This window comes from Psychroserpens sp., assembly GCF_047633235.1.
Classification (GTDB): Bacteria; Bacteroidota; Bacteroidia; order Flavobacteriales; family Flavobacteriaceae; genus Psychroserpens.
Window position 1 is genome coordinate 48,604 of the sequence record NZ_JBLIET010000013.1, and the last position, 22,820, is coordinate 71,423.

A 22,820-nucleotide genomic window follows, 5' to 3' on the forward strand; every position below is an offset into this window, starting at 1 on the left:
AACAAAAACAGAATCCCATAAAGCGTCCTATTTCCAAAGTGAAATCACGTAACAATTAGTTAACAATTTGCTGATTGTTTGTTAATTACGGAAATTCTTTCATTAAAAATCAAATTAATTTCTTTGTATTATAAATTAATAGTACATCTTGAAAACGAAGCGTAAAGTAGAAGTTGTTGTTATTTCTGACGTGCATCTAGGGACTTATGGATGTCATGCGAAACAATTATTAACGTATCTCAGCAGCATCTCCCCAAAACAACTCATTTTAAATGGCGACATTATTGATATCTGGCAATTTAAAAAACGGTATTTCCCCAAGTCACATTTAAGAGTTATTAAAAAAATCATGGATATGGCTGCAGATGGAGTTGAAATCATTTATGTCACTGGTAATCATGATGAAATGCTAAGAAAATTTAGTGATACTTCTATAGGCAATATATCAATTGTTGATAAAGCTATATTAAAACTTGATGGAAAAAGTGCTTGGGTTTTTCATGGTGACATTTTTGACGTGTCTATTCAAAATGCTAAATGGTTAGCAAAATTAGGCGGTTATGGCTACGATTTGCTCATTCTTCTTAATCAATTCATTAATTGGTGCTTAGAAAAAATGGGGAAAGAAAGATACTCGCTATCCAAGAAAATAAAAAACAGTGTCAAAGGTGCCATAAAATATATAAATGATTTTGAAAAAGTCGTTACAGATTTAGCTATCGAAAAGGGTTATGACTATGTTATTTGCGGACATATACATCAACCAAAAATGATCACCATAGAAAACAAACATGGCAAAACCACGTATCTAAACTCTGGTGATTGGGTAGAAAACTTTACAGCCCTAGAATATCAGTTTAAGCGCTGGAAACTCTATACTTACAATACTGATAAATTAAGAGCATTTTATGCAGATCAAGATGTAAAAGAGATGGAAGTTAAAGATTTAATTGCAGCTATTACTATAATAGAACAAAAAAAGAAGACAACTAAACCTCTAAATAAGTGATCGCCTAAGAATAGTAATGGGATGTAAAGCTTCACGTTGCGTGCCATCTTTAATTTGATGCCTGCAACTCGTCCCATTTGCTGAAATTAGAACATCATCATTAGCTTTTCGAACTACCGGAAACAAGGTCTGCTCGCCAATTCGCATACTCACATCATAATGTTCTTTTTCATAACCAAAACTTCCAGCCATACCACAACAACCACTGGGAATAATAGTTACTTTGTAATTTTTTGGCAGATTTAATACCGTAAAACTTGACGACTGATTTAACAATGCCTTTTGATGACAATGTCCATGAAATTTTATTGTTTTTTCTTCGGAAGTGAATTGTGCTGAATTGATATGACCTAATTCTATTTCATTTTGAATAAATTCTTCTATCAAATACGTATGCTTTGCTATTTTTTCTGCGGAAGTCTTATCATCTACCAACCTCAAGTATTCATCTTTAAAAGTTAAAATTGCCGAAGGCTCTATGCCTATTAATGGTGTGCTTTCTGAGACTAAATCTTTAAAAATAGATACGTTTTTATTTGCAAATTCTTTAGCTTGTTCTAACAACCCCTTTGATAAAAATGAACGTCCAGATTCGGAATGTTCGACAAGCGTTACTTTATAATTTAAGGCTTTTAAAAGGTCTATGGCATCTATACCTATTGATGTATCTAAGTGATTGGTGAATTCATCATTAAAGAGATAAATTTCTTTAATATATTTTATAGTATCTATTTTATTTTTAGATACTTGAATAACATTACTTAAACTTTTATTTGAAATTAAAGGAAGTGACCTTTCTAGAGCAACTCCAGCCATTTTTTTTAATAAAAAAGAGGTCCATTTGTTTGAAAACACAAAATTCGTCACCCTAGGAAATAGACTTCCGAGACCATTGAGTTGATTGTTATAAGCAAACAATTTTGTGCGCAAACTGACGCCATTTGCTCTCTGATATTGGTATTGAAACTCTGCTTTTAAACTTGCGACATCTACACTACTTGGACATTCGCTAGCACACGCCTTACAACTCAAACACAAGTCAAAAACATCTTTTAACTCTTTCTGATTAAACTTATTTGGTTTTTCAGAATGTGTCAAAAACTCACGCAAAGCATTTGCTCTTGCTCTAGTTGTGTCTTTCTCGTTTCGAGTCGCCCGATAACTAGGACACATTGTTCCTCCAAACTCAGGTAACTTTCTACAGTCCCCAGAACCGTTACATTTCTCAGCTTCTCGAAGAATCCCCTTAGACGACGAAAAATCTAAAAAGGTTTCTATTTCTGGTTCTATCCTGTTGATCTCATAACGCAATGACTTATCCATTGGATAGGCATTGACAATCTTTCCTGGATTAAATATATTTTGTGGATCAAAAACAGATTTAATTCGTTTTAAAATATTATAATTTTCATCTCCAATCATCAAAGGAATAAACTCTGCACGAACAATACCATCTCCATGCTCTCCGCTCATAGAGCCCTGATAACGCTTCACTAAATGCGCTACATCTGTTGTAATACTTCTAAATAATTCAACATCCTTTTTCTTTTTTAAATTTAAAATCGGACGCAAATGCAACTCTCCAGCTCCAGCGTGCGCATAATACACTGGTTTCTGATTATAGGTTTCCATTAATTTTGAAAAATCCTTGATATAACTAGATAAATCATCAAGTGCAACTGCTGTATCTTCAATACATGCGGCAGCCTTTTCATCCCCAATCATATTACCTAATAAACCTAGTCCTGCTTTCCGTAACTCATTTGCTTTATCTACATCATCGCCCTTAAGCAGAGGGTTTGCGTAACTCAATCCTGAATTTTCTAAAGCGTTAACTAACTCCTGAGATTTCTCATCTAATGTTTTAAGAGCATCCTCTCTAAGCTCACAAATTAAAACTGCTTTTGGATCTCCCTTAATAAATTTCCTATTCTCTTGCTGTGTTTTATTATGCTTTGTAAGATCTAAAATGATTTTATCCATCATTTCACAAGCAAAAAGATTATGCTTCATCACAATAGTTACAGCATCCATGCACTTATCAATCGCATCAAAATGCGCAGCAACCATTACACTATTTACTGGAGGTAAGACGTCTAATTTTAATGTGATTTGTGTTGTGAATGCCAACGTGCCTTCGCTTCCTGACAAAAGCTTACAAAAATTAAATGGTTTTTTTTTCTCTGTTATACCTAAATACGAATCAGAAAACACTTCGGTTTTAATCAATTCATCTATTGCATATCCTGTGTTTCTGCGATGTATTTCAGGCTTAGGGAAGTTGGACTCTATTTGTTTTTGAACCTCTCTAGATGATAATTCAAATTTTACCGTTCGGTAAATATCACCTTCTAAAGTGTTTAATGTTTGTTTTTGATCAAACTCTTCCGAAGTTAAATCTTTAAAAACAACACAACTTCCATCACTCAATATGGTCTGTAACTCTAAAACTTTATCTCGTGTTACGCCATATTTAATAGATGTTGAACCAGAGGAATTATTTCCAACCATACCACCAATCATACATCTATTTGACGTTGATGTGTTAGGACCAAAAAACAACCCAAAAGGTCTCAAATACCTGTTTAACTCATCCCTTACAACTCCTGGCTGCACAGTAACAGTCTGCTCCTTCTCGCTAATATTAAGAATCTTATTAAAATACTTAGAGACATCAACAACTATACCTTCTCCCACACATTGTCCCGCAAGCGAGGTGCCAGCAGTTCTCGGAATTAACGAGGTATTATAATGCTTAGCAAAATTAATAAGAGCTATAATATCCTTACTGTTTTTTGGTAAAGCAACCGCTAATGGCAACATACGATATACAGACGCGTCTGTAGCGTAAAGTGTTTTCATTAAGTCATCAAAATATAATTCGCCTTCTATTTGAGAGGCCAAAGCATGAAGTTCTGAAGTGCTAATCATAGAGACATAAGTGTTCTTATAAAGCTAAAAATAAACATAATAAAACAGCTATTTTGGCGTTATATTTGCTAAGTTAATATGAAACTGTAACAATTGACCTATATAGAGGTCTTTTTAGTAATTAATACCAATATAAACTCAAATTTTATGAAAAAATTATTTTTAGTCGTATTAGCTTTAACGTGCTTTACAACAGTAAATGCTCAAGACATATCAGAAAATGCCATCGGTTTAAGATTAGGCGATAGTGATGGTTTTGGCGCTGAGATTTCTTACCAAAGAGGACTTAGAGATAATAATCGGGTAGAAATTGATCTTGGGCTTAGAAGCGGAAATGGATATGATGGTTTTAAACTTGCTGGGATTTACCAATGGGTTTGGGTACTTGAAGGCGACTTTAATTGGTACGCCGGCGTTGGTGGTGGAATAGGATCTTATAGCTTTGACAGACCTTTCAATGATAACAATGATGACAGTGAAACATTTTTATTTGCTGCAGGTAATATTGGGATAGAATATAATTTCGATTTCCCTTTACAGTTATCTCTTGATGCTAGACCAGAATTTGGATTTGGTGATTTTAGAGATGATTTAGATTTTGATATCGCATTAGGTGTGAGATATCGATTCTAATTTATAGCTAAAAAAGAAATCAAAAAAAAGCCACTTCGTTTGAAGTAGCTTTTTTTTTTACAAATAACGTTCTTTAATTATTTCGCAATGATGATTTTCATGACCAATAGTAATAAAAGCGACAGCACGAGGTGACAAATGACTATTACTAGCAACACCAATTCGCGTAAGCATACCATAAGAAAAACTCTCAAACATAATAATACTTGCTAATCTAACAGTCTTATATTCATTCATTAAACTAGACATAGATCTCTTATTGGCTTCACATGATACAACGTATGCGTCTTGATCATAACCAGGAAACAATGTTTTATCCTTTCTCGCAATACACAATGCCCTGTAAGCAAACACGCGCTCTGTATCAATAAGGTGTTGAATAATTTCTTTTATCGTCCACTTCCCTTCCTGATAGCGGGATTCTAATTTTTCTTCAGGAATTGACTCCAAAAAAAGAACAGTTGCATCCCCATTATCTTTTAAGCCTACTGAAATTGATACATCTCCTGCTTTTTGAATATACTGCTGGTAATAAGGATTGTACTCATTTATAGATAAATCTTCTTTTGTCATAGCTAAACTCTTTAAAATAAAAGTAATAAAAAACCCTTCAATACAAAGGTAATGAAGAGCTGATTTTATAAATACTTAACGCATTATAATTCGTTAAAAATGGTATGCATTAAACGCTTTTTATCATTAATACTCTCCTCAAGACTAATCATAGTCTCTGTTCTATAAATTCCATCAATATCATCTAACATGAAAATAATATCTTTAGCATGAGATGTGTTTCTTGCTCTTACTTTGCAGAAAATATTAAATTTACCAGTAGTAATATGCGCAACGGTTACATATGGAATCTCTTGAATACGCTCTAAAACAAATTTTGTCTGAGAGGTGTTATTCAAAAACACACCAACATAAGCAATAAATGAATAGCCAAGTTTCAAATAATCTAAAGTCAGCGAGGACCCACGAATAATCCCTGCCTCTTCCATTTTCTTTACTCTAACATGAACAGTTCCTGCAGAAATCACTAATTTTTTAGCAATATCAGTAAAAGGAATTCTTGTATTATCAATTAACATGTCTAAAATTTGATGATCTACTTCATCTAATTTGAATTTTGCCATTTTTACTTTTTGTTAAATTTTAAGCAAAAATAATGCATTTTCTTTAATGATATCGCATATAAAACCAATTATTTTACACTTTAAATGAGAATTTTTCATCATTTATCATTACGAAATCGATTTCGTCACCCACTTTTAAAGTCGCATAACTCTCTCCAAAAGCACCAGAACCATTAGCATCAATCTCTTTATGCCCAAAAAAACCACTCAAATCTGAAATTCTCTCAATTTTCGGCACAAAAACCAGGACGCTATCTACTAAAGACTCAAAATATTGTAGCGCTACGTCGCCACCTTTTACATTTCTAATTATAATATCATAGAATCGTTTTTCGTTTTGAGGTATGTTAAAATAAGCGCCACAATAATCACCCGTAATTGTATGTGAAGCTATATAATCTAAAGAGACTATTAGAGATTGAAAGATAAACTCTCTAGTGCGCTCCCTATAATAGTCATTTGCGTAATGTCCTGCCTCAAACAGCATCGTAGGGACATTAGAAGCCTGAAACGCATCTCCTACGCAATTGACATTAAAGATATCGTCATATATGCCAACTTGATTTTCTATGTGCTGCTGAAGATTTACATTCATAACAGAAATAACCTCCATAGCCTTCTTTCTCGTTGTTGTTATTGTTCGTTCAGGATTTTGGGAAGGCGATAAAAATGACACTGTAGCAGATTTATTAGTATTTCCAGCACTAAAAATCGTGCGTTGACCATGTAGATTATAGCAAAAGTCTGGTGCAAAATCCTCAAAAACCTTACGCAAGACAATACTTTCTGGTTGCGACAAATCCTGAGCATCTCTATTTAAATCAATTTTATTTGCATTAAGCCGTGTATATAATTCAGCACCATCTGGATTAAGTATCGGAATTATGCAAATTGAACAACTCGCTAAAATATGCTCCATCTCATGATTTTCTTCTAAAAAAATATTAAGCATATCAAAAACAGCCTTCGTTGTTGTGCTTTCATTACCGTGCATTTGGGACCACATTAATATTTTTTTTTCGCCAGAGCCAAAAGTAATACTATGAATTGGCAGTCCATTTACAGAAGCACCAACTTCGATTACGCGCATTTTATCTTTCAATTTATCAAGAAGAGGAGCTATGTTTTGACTATGAATATATCGCCCAAAAAGGGATAATTCTTTATGTATTTCAAATAGTGTTTTCAGTGTTTTATTTTCCATTCTTTTGGTATATCAAATACAAATATAAACATTTGATGTTTTACAATTGTAAACACGTATTGTTCTAAATATTTCACTTAACAGAGATCAAAAATTCACAAAACCATCACCAAATGCGATTAATAATTTTAAATAACATAAGATATAATTTTTTTTAATTTAAATATCATTTATTCAGAACATTAACTATACATATATAAACCTTATATTTAATTAAAAACACAATAGTCTTAGTTCTATTAGAGAATCAAGAGTAATATGTTTACATTTGTAACGTTACAATATTAAACTTTATAGTTTACAATGATAAACAACGAAGAATTTACAAAACGACTCCAAAAAGTTATAGATTTCTACGGCGAATCAGCATCTTCATTTGCCGAAAAAATAAGTGTTCAGCGCTCTAGTATTTCGCACATATTATCAGGCAGAAACAAGCCAAGTTTAGATTTTGTTTTAAAGGTGCTTTCTTCATTTCCTGAAGTTGAATTGTATTGGCTGATGAACGGTAAAGGAAAATTTCCAGCTCTACCAAATCAGAATCAGAAACTCAAAGTTTCCGAAGAAAAAAATAGTCCTACTTCAAATCTAAAATCCACCTCACAAATTTCGAGTACTCTTATATCTGAAGACAAAACAATTGAACGTATTGTTATTTTTTATAAAGATGGTACATTTAAAAATTTTGAGGAATCATATTAAATTTATAAAAATTTTCAAATACGTTACTCACATTAATCACAATCTGTTTTGTAATTTTGTTGAAAATTGTAAAAATGCAAAAAAGTCTACTTCTTCTCTTATCCCTTTTATGTTTAAGTTGTTTTCAAACAGAAAGGAATTGCTCTGACTTTAAAACAGGCACTTTTGAATTTGAATACGTTGTTGATGGTATTGAAAAAACAGGAAGTTTTGTTCGTACAGAGACTTTAAATATTGATTTTTTTGAAAACAAAATAGATTCTGCTTCCATACGATGGATTAATGATTGTGAGTTTATTCAGAAGAAAATAAATCCTAGAAACAAAAACGAAGAAAAAGCGATTCATATTAAAATCCTTACTACGGCTAAAGACTCGTACACATTTGAATACCAATTAGCAGTAAAAGATCCTTATAAAAAGAAGCGTGTTGAGAAAGGAAGCGCAAAAAAAATAAAATAATATGTTAGATTTTCTAGTCACCAGTGATGCTATAATGGCATTATTAACATTGACGTTTTTAGAAATCATCTTAGGTATCGATAATATTATTTTTATTTCTATTGCTGCAAACAAGCTGCCCGAGCACCAACGAAATAAAGCGACAAACATTGGCTTACTCTTAGCAATGGTACAACGCATTATCTTATTGTTTTTCGTATCATTTCTAGTAGGCCTATCAACACCTTTTTATAATTTAGAAACAAGCTGGCTTGAACTCCACATAAGCTGGCAAGCCATTATTCTATTTGCTGGTGGACTTTTTTTAATCTACAAAAGCACGTCTGAAATTAGAGAAAAAGTAACCTATCCAGAACACGATAAAGACGAAATAAAAGGTAAAAAGATAAAATCATTGTCAAACGCTATAGTACAAATACTAATTATTGATTTTATTTTTTCAATAGACTCTATCTTAACAGCTGTAGGACTAACCAATGGCTTGCACCCTAATCATAATTACACATTGGTGCTAATGATTATTGCGGTTGTGATTTCTATTGGAATAATGATAGGTTTCGCTAATCCAATTAGAAAATTTATTGATACCAATCCAAGTATTCAAATGCTAGGGCTCGCGTTCTTAATTTTAATAGGTTTTATGCTAATTACAGAAGCTGCTCATCTATCAAACACAGAGTTCTTTGGCAATAAAGTGGGTTCCATACCAAAGGGCTATCTCTATTTTGCTATTGCTTTTTCGTTATTTATAGAAGTGTTGAATTCCAGAATAAATAAAAATAATAAGAAGAAATCTTGAGAACGCACTAATCCATCACAAATTTAAACCCTGCAGTGATGATATTAGCACTTAAAGTATTATCTCTATCATACTCGGTATATTTTAAATCAATACTTTTTAAGCCCAGTTTCTAAATATGAAACTTCGTAAATATATCTTTATAAAAGGCTCCGAAGCTAAATTGATTTGCGCTGTATTTAGATAAATCAAAATCTGATGTATAAGATTCATCAATAGATAAATGTCCTTCATATATATCAAAATAATCTGATACTATTTGGTTATAAAAACGGTATGATGGATATATCGTAAAATTATTGAAAAATGTTTCAAAATCATTACGATTTAAAAGATTCTAAAATCTTAATATATTCTGAAGGTGACGTTTTTTATACCCTGTAGACCCTAAAACTTTACCGTTCTCATCTAATACTACAACAAAAGGGAAACACCCATTTTTATTATAAGTTTCAGCTAATTTACCGTTATGTTCTTGCTGTTCTTTAGCTAAGGCGTTTTTACTTCGCTTAGGAAAATAAGCTTTTAACATCACAGAGTGATCTTTTGAATAGGCTTTAAATACTTCTGTATCCCAAATATCTTTATCTAATTTGATACAAGGCGCACACCAGTCTGAACCTTGAAAGACCAATACTATTTTTTTGCTAGTGACCTTTGCAGAAGATTTTGCCTTTTCAAAATCCGTGAGCCAGCTTTGAGCGTTAACAATTGTATGTGTTTCAAAAAACAACAATACAATACATATCATTTTTTTCATATTTCATAATAAGGTTCAAAATTAAATCATTAAACGTAATACTTTACGTAACCTTACATTGATATTTATCAACCTCTATACCTAAGCTTATTTGAAATTTGCTATTTTTATCAAACCTTCATAATCTTTTATATAAATACGACTTCGTTTTGTTGTAATGAGCTGCTCTTCTTTAAAATCTTTCAGCATTCTTACGATAGACTCCTTTGCTGTGCCTACCATGCTAGCTAAATCATTTCTATTAATTATAATTTCAGTTTCAGTTTCAATCTCGTTTTGAAATTTACTCTCTAGAATCAACAAGTTTAATGCTGAACGTTCTCTTACAGTATGTTTAGCTAAAAATTTTGTAGCATTTAGAAACACACTAAACTCATGGCTCAAGTTCTTTAAAAGACGTCGCGATAATAGATGTGATGTGTTTACTGCTTTAAGAAAATCTTTTTCTGCAATAAAATCAACTTCACAATCTGAAAGGGCTATTGCGCAATCTGCATATAACTCTTGGCTTAAAACAGCGTGATAACCTAGATATTCATTTTCCTTACAGATATAAAAAATATGTTGTGCTCCAAAGCTTGTTAACGCAGACTTCTTTACTTTCCCGTTTTTTACTCTATAAACGCCCTTAGCCTTTTCTGCTGCTATAAAAATTGGCTGACCTGCTTTAAAACAAATAGTAACCATATTTGATTTAATAACGTTACAAATGGCGTCTGGTAATTCAAAAAAAAGATCTTGATTATTGAAACTATACTAGTTATTTAATAACTCTTTTGTAGTCATAATAGTGGTTAAAACAAAGTCGCCTGCCCTTTATCACCTGCATCATCATCTTTATTTTTACTTTTTGATGACGCGCTCGGTTTTTCTTCGGAAATTGAAGGACGATCAAAATGGTCAGAAGAACTTTCTATAGTCTCATCAATAACTTCAATATCTTCCGCAGAAATCTCTTCTGGAGCATCATAAGGTAAAGGCTCTAATAAACTAACTAGATTGATCTTCTCTTTTGTTAATTGATTACCTAACGCTGTAATACCTTTAATAGAAATAAACGCTTCTAGGTTAATGGTCTCATTGTCCTTTCTATCTTTTCCTCGTTCTTTTTTATATTCAATCTCTGCCATTGGCTTCCAATCTGTAGAAACAATTTCTAGCTGAGAATCTGGATGTTCTGATATAAATGATTCTTCTTTCCCTTCATTATCTATTAAGAAACGCTTTACATAATACATTTCTTTTTCACCATTATAATAAACGACAGATATAGGTTTCTTCGGAATCCATTTTTCCAAAACAATCATATCATCATCAAAATGTGTACTTAACTCAGGAAGAATCGTTTTTACGTTTCCTGATTGTGTGATAATCAATAGTCGATCTTCACCTCTAAATTCTCCAATAAGATCACCTCTATCGTCAACATTAAGACGTTGAACCGTATCATCAAACCATATTTTACGAGGTTTTAACGTAGACACCCCTTTTTCTTTTAATTCTATTTTTTTAATAGGATACTTAGTCACAGTATTCCCTTTAGAGGCTCTACCTTTTATAAGTACTTCTGCAAAATCTAGATCCCATTTTAATTTTTTGATACTACCAACTTGTCTTAAGAATATTGTAATCACCTCAGCTTCTCCGTTTGGATTTGCAGAGAAATACCAAAGTTTAGAGTTTTTTGCTCCATTAGTTAAATCGTAATCTTTATCTCTAGTGATTGATGTCACAGCAAAACGTTTGACAAACGTTGCTCCTTTAGCACCATCACGATAGATCATATTATAAATGGTTCGCTTGTCTTTCTTTTTAAAGACTGCAACATGAATAATATCTTTACCTATAAAAGTTTTACTATCAACTTTCGTAACCATCATTTTACCATCATTGGTAAATACGATAATATCATCAATATCACTACAGTCGCACACATATTCATCTTTACGTAGTGAGGTACCGATAAACCCTTCAGATTTATTTACGTACAATTTTGTATTACGAATAACAACCTTAGTCGCGTCAACATCTTCAAAAGCCCTCAATTCTGTTTTACGCTCTCTTCCCTCACCATACTCTTTTTTGAGACGTTCAAAATAGGCAATAGCATAAGCAATTAGATTTGCTAAATGATGTTTCACTTCAGCAATTTGATCCTCTAATGCATCTATCTTTTGTTGTGCTTTATCAATATCAAACTTAGAGATACGCTTAATTCTAATTTCTGTTAAACGTGTAATATCCTCCACTGTGATAGCACGTTTCAAATGTTTTATATGTGGTTGCAAACCTTTATCAATAGCATTAATAACGCCATCCCAAGTTTCTTCTTCTTCAATATCACGATAGATACGTTTTTCAATAAAAATACGCTCTAAAGATGCAAAATGCCATTGCTCTTCAAATTCACTAAGCTTAATTTCTAATTCGCTTTTTAAAAGTTGTACTGTATTATCCGTTGATCTCCTCAACATTTCAGTAACTCCAACAAATAAGGGTTTATTATCTTCAATTACACATCCTAATGGTGATATAGAATATTCACAATTAGTAAATGCATACAAAGCGTCTATGGTTTTATCTGGTGATATCCCACCAGGTAAATGCACTAAAATCTCAACATTTGCAGCTGTATTATCTTCAATTTTCTTAATCTTAATTTTTCCTTTGTCATTAGCTTTCAAAATTGAATCTATCAACGACGAAGTGTTTGTGCCAAAAGGAATTTCAGTAATTACTAAGGTGTTTTTTTCTAATTGTGAAATTTTTGCACGTACTCTCACTTTTCCGCCTCTCAGTCCGTCATTATAATTAGATATATCAGCAATACCAGCTGTTGTAAAATCAGGATAAATTGTAAAGCGTTTCCCGTTTAAATGCTTTATAGAAGCATCGATGAGCTCAATAAAATTATGAGGTAATATTTTAGTAGATAAACCTACAGCAATTCCTTCTCCTCCTTGAGCGAGTAATAGAGGAAACATCACAGGGAGATTAATAGGCTCTTTACGACGACCATCATAGCTAGATTGCCATTGTGTAATTTTAGGATTGTAAACAACATCTAAGCCAAATTTAGAAATCCGCGCTTCAATATAACGCGCTGCCGCTGCTCTGTCACCCGTGAGAATATTCCCCCAGTTTCCTTGTGTGTCAATCAATAAATCTTTTTGACCAATCTGCACCATAGCGTCTGCAATACTGGCATCTCCGTGAGGATGATATTGCATCGTGTGACCAACTATATTTGCAACCTTATTATAACGACCGTCATCTAAATCTTTCATAGAATGCATAATACGTCGCTGTACTGGCTTAAAACCATCTTCGATAGCCGGCACTGCACGCTCAAGAATCACATATGACGCATAATCAAGAAACCAGTCCTTATACATCCCTGTAACTCTAGTAATGCTCTCTTGTGGTTCGTCTTGATTGTCTATAATATCGTTATTATCTTCACTCATTAATTTTCTGGGAGTTTTTGTTTGTCTTAATCATTTTACTCAATGACTGTCTAATATATCGTCTTTTTTTTCCTGGAACTAACGTTACGTTAAATGTTTCGCCTTTTCTTTTATTTCGACTGTCCTTAAAATAAAAAGTCAAAGTTCTATAAACTAAATAATTATTGAATTTATAAGCATATAAATCAATTTTTTCAAACTCTAATACCTTTTCTCTATAATTAAAACTATCTGATAGCAACAAGCCACTGTTTTTTACAACAACTTTAACCCCGTCACTATCATATTCGAAATACTTTGAAATAAAATGAACGAGTAAAAATAGTAAACCAAAACCAGATGTTATTATTATAAACGTTAACGATGGGTTAGACGTTAGATCACTAAAAGCCTTAAAAATCGTTGCAAATACAATAGCTAAAACTATTAAAATAAAATAAACAGATACGATAGTGTTTTTAACTTTTGAATTATTGATTCTCATTAATCGTCTATAATATCTAATTCAACTTTTAAATTCTTGATTATAAATTCTTGACGTGTTGGCGTGTTCTTTCCCATATAAAAAGACAATAAGTCTTCTATTGACATATCTTTATCTAACATCACAGGATCTAATCGTATATCATCACCAATAAAATGCACAAACTCATCTGGAGAAATCTCTCCCAGACCCTTAAATCGAGTGATTTCTGGTTTTGGTTTCAATTCTTCTAAGGCATTGCGTTTTTCTTCTTCGGAATAACAGTAAATAGTTTTCTTTTTATTACGAACTCTAAACAACGGTGTTTGCAAAATATATAAATGATCTTCTTTAATAATTTCTGGAAAGAATTGCAAAAAGAATGTAATCAATAATAATCTAATGTGCATCCCATCGACGTCTGCATCTGTTGCGATAACAACATTATTATAACGTAAATCCTCTAAAGACTCTTCAATATTAAGTGCCGCTTGCAAGAGATTAAACTCTTCATTTTCATAAACGATTTTTTTACTCAAACCGTAACTATTCAATGGTTTTCCTTTTAAACTGAAAACTGCTTGCGTATTCACATCTCTCGATTTTGTAATACTACCAGACGCTGAATCTCCCTCAGTTATAAATAAAGTCGTTTCTAAGTTTCTAGGATTCTTTACATCGCCAAAGTGCACACGACAATCTCTTAATTTTTTATTGTGAAGGTTAGACTTCTTTGCTCTATCCTTAGCTAGTTTTCTAATTCCAGACAACTCTTTACGTTCTCGCTCTGCTTGTAAGATTTTACGTTGAATCTTTTCCGCAGTATCTGGGTTTTTGTGCAGGTAATTGTCAAGGTAACGCTTTAAGAAGTCATTAATATGAGTTCTTACTGTTGGTAAATCACCTCCCATATCTGTTGACCCCAATTTCGTTTTAGTCTGACTCTCAAAAATAGGTTCCATCACTTTAATGGAAATGGCAGACACTACAGATTTCCTAATATCTGACGCTTCGTAGTTTTTTCCGTAGAAATCACGAATAGTTTTCACCAAAGCTTCTCTATATGCTGCCAAATGTGTTCCTCCTTGGGTTGTATTTTGACCATTAACAAAACTGTGATATTCTTCACTGTATTGCGTTTTACTGTGTGTTAACGCCAACTCAATATCTTCCCCTTTTAGATGGATGATATCATAAAGCCTATCTGTTTCGGCAATATTATCTGATAATAAATCTTTAAGTCCGTTTTCACTATAATATTTTTCGCCATTAAAAACAATGGTTAATCCTGGATTTAAATACACATAGTACTTGAGCATTTTGGAGACATACTCATTACGATACTTGTAGTTTTTAAAGATAGCCTCATCGGGTACAAACGACACTTTAGTCCCTTTACGTCGAGAAGTGTCATCTAACAAATCTTGATTAACGAGGTTACCTTGTGAAAACTCTGCAGAAGCCGATTTACCATCTCTAGTAGATTCTACTTTAAAATAATTAGATAACGCATTTACCGCTTTGGTACCCACACCATTTAACCCTACCGACTTTTTAAACGCACGAGAATCGTACTTACCACCAGTATTCATTTTTGATACCACATCAACGACTTTACCTAACGGAATCCCACGACCATAATCTCTAACAATTACTTTATTACCTTGGATGGAAATCTCTATCGTCTTGCCAGCTCCCATGACATATTCATCAATAGAGTTGTCTAAAACCTCTTTGACTAAAATATAAATCCCATCATCTGGAGACGATCCATCACCCAATTTACCAATATACATTCCTGGTCGCATTCGGATATGTTCTTTCCAATCAAGCGAGCGTATATTATCTTCAGTATATTTGGTTTCTTGCGACATAAAATAGGAAAAAAGTTTAGATAGAATGCTAAGATAAGATAACCCTATAAAAAATAGAATAGAGATGACACAAAGTAATTAACAAGTTATGAAAAAAGGAATACTACTTTGCCGTAATTAAATAATTTAAAATTCTCCTACTCTGTTTTTAGGTTTTTCGGGATATATCTCTAGAATAAAAAAAATAGTAATCGCTATTAAATTAAACATAACTACCAAATTAACTGACATATATACGGATTATGATGATACTGACTTTTAGAGATGACATACATGATTTTAAAAGAAAGTAAAACCACTTAAAGATTCCTATTTTCACCTGAATTAAAAAGTAAGTAATTTATGGGTTGGAGATTTTGAAATATTCATATTCTAAAAATTAGTGGAAACCCATATTACGAGATAAATAAAAACAGGTCTAGATGCTTGCTTTGACAATTGTATCAATTCTAATAATTGCAATGAAATTCTTTTTGTAAAACACAAAAGCCAACGTTTTCAAAAACGTTGGCTTTAAAATATTTTTTAAAATAAATTTAATTATACATTGAACAGGAAATGCATCACATCACCATCTTTAACAATATAGTTCTTACCTTCTACACGCATTTTACCCGCTTCTTTTACTTTAGCTTCGCTACCAAAAGCAACGTAATCTTCATAAGCAATAACTTCTGCTCTGATAAAACCTTTTTCAAAATCGGTATGAATGACTCCCGCCGCTTGAGGTCCAGTTGCACCGACATTAACAGTCCAAGCACGAACTTCTTTCACACCTGCTGTAAAATAGGTTTGCTGATTTAGTAATTTATAAGCTGAGCGAATTAATTTTGCAGATCCTGGTTCGTCTAAACCTATATCTGCTAAAAACATTTGGCGCTCTTCGTAATCGTCTAATTCTGTAATATCTGCTTCTGTACCTACTGCTAATACTAAAACTTCAGCATTTTCATCTTTAACGTTTTCACGTACTAAATCCACATAAGCATTTCCGGACACTGCACTCTCTTCATCTACGTTACAAACGTACATGACAGGTTTAGCAGTAATTAATTGTGCTGGTTTCACGAACTCTTCTTGATCTTCATCACTAAACTCTAAAGCTCGAACTGATATTCCAGCCTCTAATCCTGCTTTCAGTTTTAATAAAACGGCTTCTTCTTTCTGAGCTTCTTTATTACCTGTTTTTGCAGCACGCTTTACTTTATCTAATTTTTTATCAACAGTCTCTAAATCTTTAAGCTGTAACTCCATATCGATAGTTTCCTTATCTCTAATAGGATCTACATTGCCGTCAACGTGAATGATATTATCATTGTCAAAACAACGCAATACATGAAGAATAGCATCTGTCTCACGAATATTTCCTAAGAATTGATTTCCTAAACCTTCCCCCTTACTTGCGCCTTTTACTAATCCTGCGATATCTACGATTTCTACAGTTGCTGGCAATACACGTTCTGGATTGACCAAAGCTTCTAATTTTTGAAGTCTTGCGTCCGGCACATTAACTACGCCAATATTAGGTTCTATAGTACAAAACGGAAAGTTTGCACTTTGCGCCTTGGCATTAGATAAACAGTTAAATAATGTTGATTTTCCTACGTTTGGTAATCCTACAATTCCAGCTTTCATCGAGTAAATTTATTTGGTTGTTTCCGTAGTTACGGAAAACTCTTTTTTGCGACTGCAAATGTAGTTAATTAGTGGAATAATTGGATTATATTTTTTGAAATGATTGTTAAGTAAATTTCGCTGTACTTGTGTCTCTAAATTATATTACTCATGAAGCTATTAATCCCAATTTCGACAATAAAACTCCTTTAGTATCTAGACGCTCGACTCTTATCTGCGCTACTCTTTTTTAAATTGCACCGAGTGCACATGTACCATCTTGTCAACAGCTCCCACAAGAACAAATGCTAGAAGCACCATTCTTCTATTCATATCTGCAGTTAAAAATTGCTCAATATCAATTTCGAAGACCTTCCATTCTTTAGTTACTATTATTTTAAGATAAGCACTTTCGAATAGGGAGAAAAACCCATCTCATTCACTCTACCGTATAAAACATCTACTGTAAAATAAGAGGATGCCCATGCGAATTGATTGGCAGGATATTCAATAGAGACATAATCCTTTTCTTTTAATTGATAATTCGCGAATAAATCAGATGCTATATACCTCAAAGTAAATACTGCGGGTGCCTGACCATTAGTTAGTATGCTTAAAAAATCAGCATCTCCAAAAGAATACAGTACACTACTCAATAAGCAATTTAGTTTTTTTTAAAACAGAATATCAAAACACACAACTACATATTGAAACAAAAAAAAACCTAAGCCAAAGCTTAGGGTTTCACTATTTATACTAAATTAATTTCAGTAGCTTCCTATCCATCAGGATGCATAAACTTCTGCTTACCCAACAAGACCTCTTCAGTTTCCACATGATCATCATCAGGAACACAGCAATCTACAGGACAAACTGCAGCACATTGTGGCTCGTCATGGAAGCCTACACACTCTGTACACTTATCTGGTGAAATATAGTAAATTTCGTCACTAATGGGCTCTTGAGCCTCATCTGCATCAACCTGTTTTCCATTTGGCAAAACAACACTTCCTTTTAAGCTCGTACCATCGTTATATCTCCAATCATCTGCACCTTCATATATCGCTGTGTTTGGACATTCTGGTTCACATGCGCCACAGTTAATACATTCGTCTGTTATAATAATTGCCATAGTAATTTATCTTTTTTGTTTGCGTAAATTTGCAATTGCAAAAATAAAGCCAAAACATCGTATAACCAAACCCAACATGGATTTACAACAAAGAATTAACGCATTTGTAAAATTAGGAAAATTTTTAAGCCAGTTTTCTTCGGAAGGATTTGAAAAAAAAGACCACATTGAACATAATGATTTGTTTTTTGACGGTTTTAAACACCAAGTAAAATTAGCTCAAGAGCACAACGGTTGGTTTTCAAAAGAGAATGTGCTTTTCTCTTTAAACGGTTGGTCTAACCAATTGACTGACAAGAATATTAACAAATGGATAGAAAAGCATAACTTTGATACAGAAAATCTAAAGACAATCGCTATTATAATGGCAGGAAATATTCCTCTAGTTGGCTTTCATGATTTTTTGTCAGTTTTAATTTCTGGTCAGAAGGTTTTAATAAAGCAATCTTCAAATGACAAACAACTACTTCCGTTTTTAGCAAAATACTTAGAGTATATTGAACCAAAATTTAAAGGCCGCATCTCTTTTACAGAAGGCAGAATAGAAAATTATGATGCAGTAATTGCCACAGGAAGTAATAATACAGCACGCTATTTTGAATACTACTTTAAGGATAAACCTTCGGTGATTAGAAAGAATCGAAATTCTTTAGCCATTTTAACCGGAAAAGAGAGTGATGACGAGCTCATAGCCCTTTCTGAAGACATATTTAGATATTATGGTTTAGGTTGTAGAAATGTTTCAAAACTATTTGTACCAAAAGACTATGATTTCCAAAAATTCTTTAAAGCGATGTATCATTGGAATCCAATAATCCATGAAAATAAATACGCTAATAACTACGACTACAATAAGGCTGTATATTTAATGAGTCAGTTTGAGATGCTAGAAAACGGGTTTCTAATGATTAAAGAAGACGAAAGCTTGTCCTCTCCTATCGCAACAATGTTTTACGAGTACTATGAGACCGAAGAAACATTAAAAGCAACTTTAAAAGATAAAAGCGATGCCATACAGTGTGTAGTTTCTAGCGGGTTTTTAGACAACGAAATTAAATTTGGACAAACACAATTACCAAATTTATGGGATTATGCAGATAACGTTGATACTATTGCGTTTTCGTTGACAATCTGTTAATAAATTATCATATTCTTAATACATTTTTTTATAGAATTTACGACCTTTGTAAAAATTAATAAAATAGGTTTCCGATTTCTCGGAAATGAAACATAATATTTCCATGAAAAGACATAATTTTAGCGCTGGACCTTGTATTTTGCCAGGAAGCGTTCTACAAAAAGCTTCTGAAGCTGTAATAAATTTTGATAACGGCTTATCTCTACTAGAAATTTCACACAGAAGCAAGCCTTTTGTAGATGTTATGGAAAATGCGAGAATTTTAGCATTAGAATTATTAGGCCTAGAAGGAAAAGGATATAAAGCACTATTCTTACAAGGAGGTGCGAGTACTCAATTTTTAATGGTAGCTTTTAATATGTTAGAAAACCGTGCTAGTTACTTAAATACTGGGACATGGAGTGATAATGCTATTAAACAAGCAAAGATTTATGGTGATGTTTTTGAAGTTGCTTCTTCTAAAGAGGCTAACTATAATTACATTCCGAAAGGATATGATATTCCTACAGACTCCGATTATTTTCACTGCACCTCTAACAATACGATTTTTGGGACTCAAATGAAAGAATTCCCGAACTCCTCTGCACCTATGGTTTGTGATATGAGTAGTGATATTTTTTCTCGTGAAATCGATTTTTCAAAATTTGATCTTATATATGCGGGAGCTCAAAAAAACATGGGTCCTGCAGGAGCGACTTTAGTTGTTGTCAAAGAAGACGTTTTAGGAAAAGTATCTCGTCAAATACCGTCAATGATGGATTACAAAGCGCAGATCAGCAAGGGTAGCATGTTTAACACGCCTCCAGTATTTGCGGTTTATACATCAATGCTAACTCTAGAATGGTTAAAGGACTTAGGAGGCATTGCAGCGATTGAAAAAGAAAACAATAAAAAAGCACAATTAATTTATTCTGAAATTGATCTCAATCCATTATTTAAAGGGTTTTCAGCAAAGACAGATCGCTCTACAATGAATGCTACATTTACATTAATCAATGGAGATTTAAAAGAAACCTTTGAAACAATGGTAAATGAGGCAGGAATCAATGGATTAAGTGGTCACAGAAGTGTTGGTGGCTATAGAGCATCTATGTATAACGCATTACCATTAGAGAGTGTTGGTGTGCTCGTAGATGTCATGAGTGAATTAGAACGCAAAGCGTAAAACAAGTTTGCCCTAGGTACTTGCTGTTTGCAGTGCTTACTCAGACTCAAAAAATATAAATTTAATTTTAAGCTGACTGCTCAATTGTTATCTGAGCTTTTAACTTTTAACTTTTAACTTAAATATGAAAGTATTAGCAAACGACGGTGTATCACAAAGCGGAATAGATGTGTTAACAAAAGCAGGTTTTGAGGTCTCCACTACCACTGTTGCCCAAGAGCAACTAGAAAACTACATAAAGGAGAATAATATTTCTGTTTTATTAGTACGAAGCGCTACAACAGTAAGAAAAAATATTATTGACAACTGTCCTAGCCTAAAAATTATTGGGCGTGGTGGCGTTGGTATGGATAATATAGATGTAGAGTACGCTCGTAACAAAGGACTACAAGTTATCAATACACCTGCAGCGTCTTCACACTCTGTTGCAGAATTAGTTTTCGCTCATTTTTATGGGTTAGCACGTTTTTTACATAATTCAAATCGTGACATGCCTTTAGAAGGTGATGCTAACTTTAAAGGTCTTAAAAAGGCTTATGCAAAAGGAATAGAATTAAAAGGTAAAACTTTAGGTGTTCTTGGTTTTGGCCGTATTGGACAAGCTACAGCTAAGGTCGCACTTGGAGCAGGAATGAAAGTAATTGCTTTTGATCCTTTCTTAAGTAAAGTAAATTTGGAGCTTGATTTTTTTGATGGTCAAAAAGTGAATTTTGAAATTAACACGATTTCTAAAGAGGAGGTTTTAAACCAATCAGATTTTTTAACACTTCACGTACCTGCTCAAAAAAATTATGTTATTGACGAAGCAGATTTTAAACAAATGAAAGATGGTGTAATTATTGCTAATGCCGCAAGAGGCGGAGTTGTTAATGAAATTGCTTTAGTAAAAGCGATTGAAAGTGGCAAAGTATTAGGAGCAGCTTTAGATGTTTTTGAAAAAGAACCAAATCCAGAAATTCAATTATTAATGAATTCGGGGCTGTCCTTAACGCCTCATACTGGGGCTGCAACTAATGAAGCTCAAGATAGAATTGGTACTGAGTTGGCAGATCAAATAATAAGTATTTTAAAATAAATCGTCATAAAATGTGACTTTTAAGTCGAAAAGGGGTCCTACTAATTGTTAGGGCTTTTTTTTGTACCCTAAAGTACCCATTTATTAATCTTATTTAAATGAAATCATGTCAGGAATCTTAGACTTATTAAACAGTGACCTTGGTCAATCTATAATTAGTGGCGTATCAAACGATACAAAACAACCACAAACTAAAAGCCAAGATGTATTAACAATGGCATTGCCAGTTTTAATGGCTGCGATGAAGAGAAATGTTTCAACACCAGAAGGCGCAGAAGGCTTAGTGGATGCGCTTAATAGTAAGCATGATGGAAATATTTTAGATAACCTTGGCGTTTATTTGGAGAAGGAGTTAATGATGAAGTAAAAAATGATGGACATAGAATTTTAAACCATGTCCTTGGAAGCAAAAAAACAAGGTGTTGAGAAAATTATTGCTAAGAAATCTGGAGTGGATATTGATTCTGTCGCAAATATTCTTAAAGTAGCAGCTCTTATTTTAATGGGGGTTTTAGGAAAACAAACGAAAGAAAATAACGTAAGTTCCTCAAATGATATCAGCGGACTTTTAGGAGGCTTACTTAGTAGTGGTAATGCTCAAGAAGAACAAATTTTCTTAAAAAAGATATTAGATGGTGATGGTGATGGTAGCATTATTGATGATGTTGTAGGAATGGTGTTAGGTAACGCAAATAAAAAGAGTGGTTTGGGCGGTTTATTAGGCGGCCTTTTTGGAAAATAAATTAAGTTTTTAAGATAGTTATAAAAGCCAAACACAATGTTTGGCTTTTCTTTTTGTGGTTTTACTCATTGATAAGTCGCACTCACTCATTATCGTTTTATTAAGCGACACAACATATATACTTTTGGGTTAAACAAAATAAGAAAATGACTTTTGAAAGCGATTTGCTTCAAATTGATTTTTGTAACTTTAAACTATAAATAACACCATGAAACGTATTACTCAACTTTTAATTCTAGCGCTGCTCTTTGTAAGCTGTGGTTCATCAAAAATAATTTCTAACAATACTATCGAAGCAGAGATACCTGAAGAAGATATTGTGCGCATCGCAAATGATGACCTTGAATATGAAATTATCATAATTGAACCTGGTTTTAATTTTTGGCTTGCCTCTATTGCCAGACCAGAAGGTTATTATTCTCAAAATTTTATGGAAACACGAAACCAACAAATGGTTATAGAATGGAACAATAGAGTTATGCAAATACAACGATATGACCAAAACCTTTATGAAC

The 22,820-nt window shown here is 33.0% G+C and carries 21 protein-coding genes and 1 pseudogene; 10 read left to right on the forward strand and 12 right to left on the reverse strand.

Annotation, left to right across the window (positions count from 1 at the left end; all coding sequences use genetic code 11):
- The first annotated feature begins 148 nt into the window (after window positions 1-148).
- Window positions 149-1,009: a UDP-2,3-diacylglucosamine diphosphatase gene (locus ACJAZK_RS06160; RefSeq protein WP_415223125.1), complete on the forward strand. Its 861-nt coding sequence runs from the start codon at window positions 149-151 to the stop codon at window positions 1,007-1,009.
- Here the strand turns inward: ACJAZK_RS06160 and ACJAZK_RS06165 are convergent.
- Window positions 998-3,940: an FAD-binding and (Fe-S)-binding domain-containing protein gene (locus ACJAZK_RS06165; protein ID WP_415223126.1), complete on the reverse strand. Its 2,943-nt coding sequence runs from the start codon at window positions 3,938-3,940 to the stop codon at window positions 998-1,000. The two genes, ACJAZK_RS06160 and ACJAZK_RS06165, sit on opposite strands and share 12 nt — an antisense overlap.
- A gap of 147 nt (window positions 3,941-4,087) precedes the next feature.
- Here ACJAZK_RS06165 and ACJAZK_RS06170 point away from each other — a divergent pair, with 147 nt between their 5' ends.
- Entirely contained in the window at window positions 4,088-4,573 is a 486-nt protein-coding gene (locus ACJAZK_RS06170; protein ID WP_415223127.1) for a hypothetical protein, read from the forward strand.
- Between the two features lie 57 nt (window positions 4,574-4,630).
- Here ACJAZK_RS06170 and ACJAZK_RS06175 read toward each other — a convergent pair whose 3' ends face one another.
- The 3 genes from ACJAZK_RS06175 to ACJAZK_RS06185 all read right to left on the reverse strand — a co-directional run bounded on the left by ACJAZK_RS06175 (window position 4,631) and on the right by ACJAZK_RS06185 (window position 6,913).
- On the reverse strand, window positions 4,631-5,146 hold the full coding sequence (locus ACJAZK_RS06175; RefSeq protein WP_415223128.1) for a DinB family protein: 516 nt from the start codon (window positions 5,144-5,146) through the stop codon (window positions 4,631-4,633).
- A gap of 83 nt (window positions 5,147-5,229) precedes the next feature.
- Entirely contained in the window at window positions 5,230-5,709 is a 480-nt protein-coding gene (locus ACJAZK_RS06180; RefSeq protein WP_415223129.1) for an Lrp/AsnC family transcriptional regulator, read from the reverse strand.
- A gap of 73 nt (window positions 5,710-5,782) precedes the next feature.
- Window positions 5,783-6,913 (reverse strand): M14 family zinc carboxypeptidase, encoded by a 1,131-nt coding sequence (locus ACJAZK_RS06185; protein ID WP_415223130.1) that lies wholly within the window; start codon window positions 6,911-6,913, stop codon window positions 5,783-5,785.
- A gap of 303 nt (window positions 6,914-7,216) precedes the next feature.
- Here ACJAZK_RS06185 and ACJAZK_RS06190 point away from each other — a divergent pair, with 303 nt between their 5' ends.
- The 3 genes from ACJAZK_RS06190 (at window position 7,217) to ACJAZK_RS06200 (ending at window position 8,875) form a co-directional block, all read left to right on the forward strand.
- On the forward strand, window positions 7,217-7,615 hold the full coding sequence (locus ACJAZK_RS06190; protein WP_415223131.1) for a helix-turn-helix domain-containing protein: 399 nt from the start codon (window positions 7,217-7,219) through the stop codon (window positions 7,613-7,615).
- A gap of 74 nt (window positions 7,616-7,689) precedes the next feature.
- Window positions 7,690-8,076: a hypothetical protein gene (locus tag ACJAZK_RS06195; RefSeq protein ID WP_415223132.1), complete on the forward strand. Its 387-nt coding sequence runs from the start codon at window positions 7,690-7,692 to the stop codon at window positions 8,074-8,076.
- 1 nt (window position 8,077) lies between these two features.
- Window positions 8,078-8,875, forward strand: coding sequence for a TerC family protein (locus tag ACJAZK_RS06200; protein WP_415223133.1), 798 nt, complete (start codon window positions 8,078-8,080; stop codon window positions 8,873-8,875).
- 337 nt (window positions 8,876-9,212) lie between these two features.
- Here the strand turns inward: ACJAZK_RS06200 and ACJAZK_RS06205 are convergent, their stop codons facing one another.
- The 8 genes from ACJAZK_RS06205 to ACJAZK_RS06240 all read right to left on the reverse strand — a co-directional run bounded on the left by ACJAZK_RS06205 (window position 9,213) and on the right by ACJAZK_RS06240 (window position 18,185).
- Window positions 9,213-9,635: a thioredoxin family protein gene (locus tag ACJAZK_RS06205; protein ID WP_415223134.1), complete on the reverse strand. Its 423-nt coding sequence runs from the start codon at window positions 9,633-9,635 to the stop codon at window positions 9,213-9,215.
- Between the two features lie 87 nt (window positions 9,636-9,722).
- Entirely contained in the window at window positions 9,723-10,322 is a 600-nt protein-coding gene (locus tag ACJAZK_RS06210) for a Crp/Fnr family transcriptional regulator (RefSeq protein WP_415223135.1), read from the reverse strand.
- Window positions 10,323-10,429: 107 nt separating this feature from the next.
- A complete protein-coding gene (locus ACJAZK_RS06215; RefSeq protein ID WP_415223136.1) occupies window positions 10,430-13,102 on the reverse strand; it encodes a DNA gyrase/topoisomerase IV subunit A in 2,673 nt (890 codons plus the stop codon).
- Window positions 13,095-13,586 (reverse strand): hypothetical protein, encoded by a 492-nt coding sequence (locus tag ACJAZK_RS06220; RefSeq protein ID WP_415223137.1) that lies wholly within the window; start codon window positions 13,584-13,586, stop codon window positions 13,095-13,097. Before ACJAZK_RS06220 ends, ACJAZK_RS06215 begins: the two co-directional genes overlap by 8 nt.
- On the reverse strand, window positions 13,586-15,439 hold the full coding sequence (locus ACJAZK_RS06225) for a DNA topoisomerase IV subunit B (protein WP_415223138.1): 1,854 nt from the start codon (window positions 15,437-15,439) through the stop codon (window positions 13,586-13,588). The genes ACJAZK_RS06220 and ACJAZK_RS06225 overlap by 1 nt, the downstream gene beginning before the upstream one ends.
- Window positions 15,440-15,979: 540 nt before the next feature.
- The gene (gene ychF, locus ACJAZK_RS06230; RefSeq protein ID WP_415223139.1) at window positions 15,980-17,074 is read right to left on the reverse strand and encodes a redox-regulated ATPase YchF; all 1,095 of its coding nucleotides are present in this window, start codon (window positions 17,072-17,074) and stop codon (window positions 15,980-15,982) included.
- Between the two features lie 371 nt (window positions 17,075-17,445).
- Window positions 17,446-17,709, reverse strand: a complete 264-nt coding sequence (locus tag ACJAZK_RS06235; RefSeq protein ID WP_415223140.1) for a hypothetical protein — start codon at window positions 17,707-17,709, stop codon at window positions 17,446-17,448.
- A 122-nt stretch (window positions 17,710-17,831) separates the two neighbouring features.
- On the reverse strand, window positions 17,832-18,185 hold the full coding sequence (locus ACJAZK_RS06240; protein WP_028871314.1) for a 4Fe-4S dicluster domain-containing protein: 354 nt from the start codon (window positions 18,183-18,185) through the stop codon (window positions 17,832-17,834).
- Between the two features lie 76 nt (window positions 18,186-18,261).
- Here ACJAZK_RS06240 and ACJAZK_RS06245 point away from each other — a divergent pair, with 76 nt between their 5' ends.
- From ACJAZK_RS06245 to ACJAZK_RS06265, 5 genes and pseudogenes are all read left to right on the forward strand, one after another.
- Window positions 18,262-19,323, forward strand: coding sequence for an acyl-CoA reductase (locus ACJAZK_RS06245; protein ID WP_415223141.1), 1,062 nt, complete (start codon window positions 18,262-18,264; stop codon window positions 19,321-19,323).
- Between the two features lie 103 nt (window positions 19,324-19,426).
- Window positions 19,427-20,488, forward strand: a complete 1,062-nt coding sequence (gene serC, locus ACJAZK_RS06250; RefSeq protein ID WP_415223142.1) for a 3-phosphoserine/phosphohydroxythreonine transaminase — start codon at window positions 19,427-19,429, stop codon at window positions 20,486-20,488.
- A gap of 124 nt (window positions 20,489-20,612) precedes the next feature.
- Window positions 20,613-21,563: a D-2-hydroxyacid dehydrogenase gene (locus ACJAZK_RS06255; protein ID WP_415223143.1), complete on the forward strand. Its 951-nt coding sequence runs from the start codon at window positions 20,613-20,615 to the stop codon at window positions 21,561-21,563.
- 106 nt (window positions 21,564-21,669) lie between these two features.
- Window positions 21,670-22,305 (forward strand): annotated as a pseudogene (locus ACJAZK_RS06260) (DUF937 domain-containing protein).
- Between the two features lie 208 nt (window positions 22,306-22,513).
- A partial coding sequence (locus tag ACJAZK_RS06265) for a DUF6146 family protein (protein ID WP_415223144.1) occupies window positions 22,514-22,820 on the forward strand: 307 nt, incomplete at its 3' end.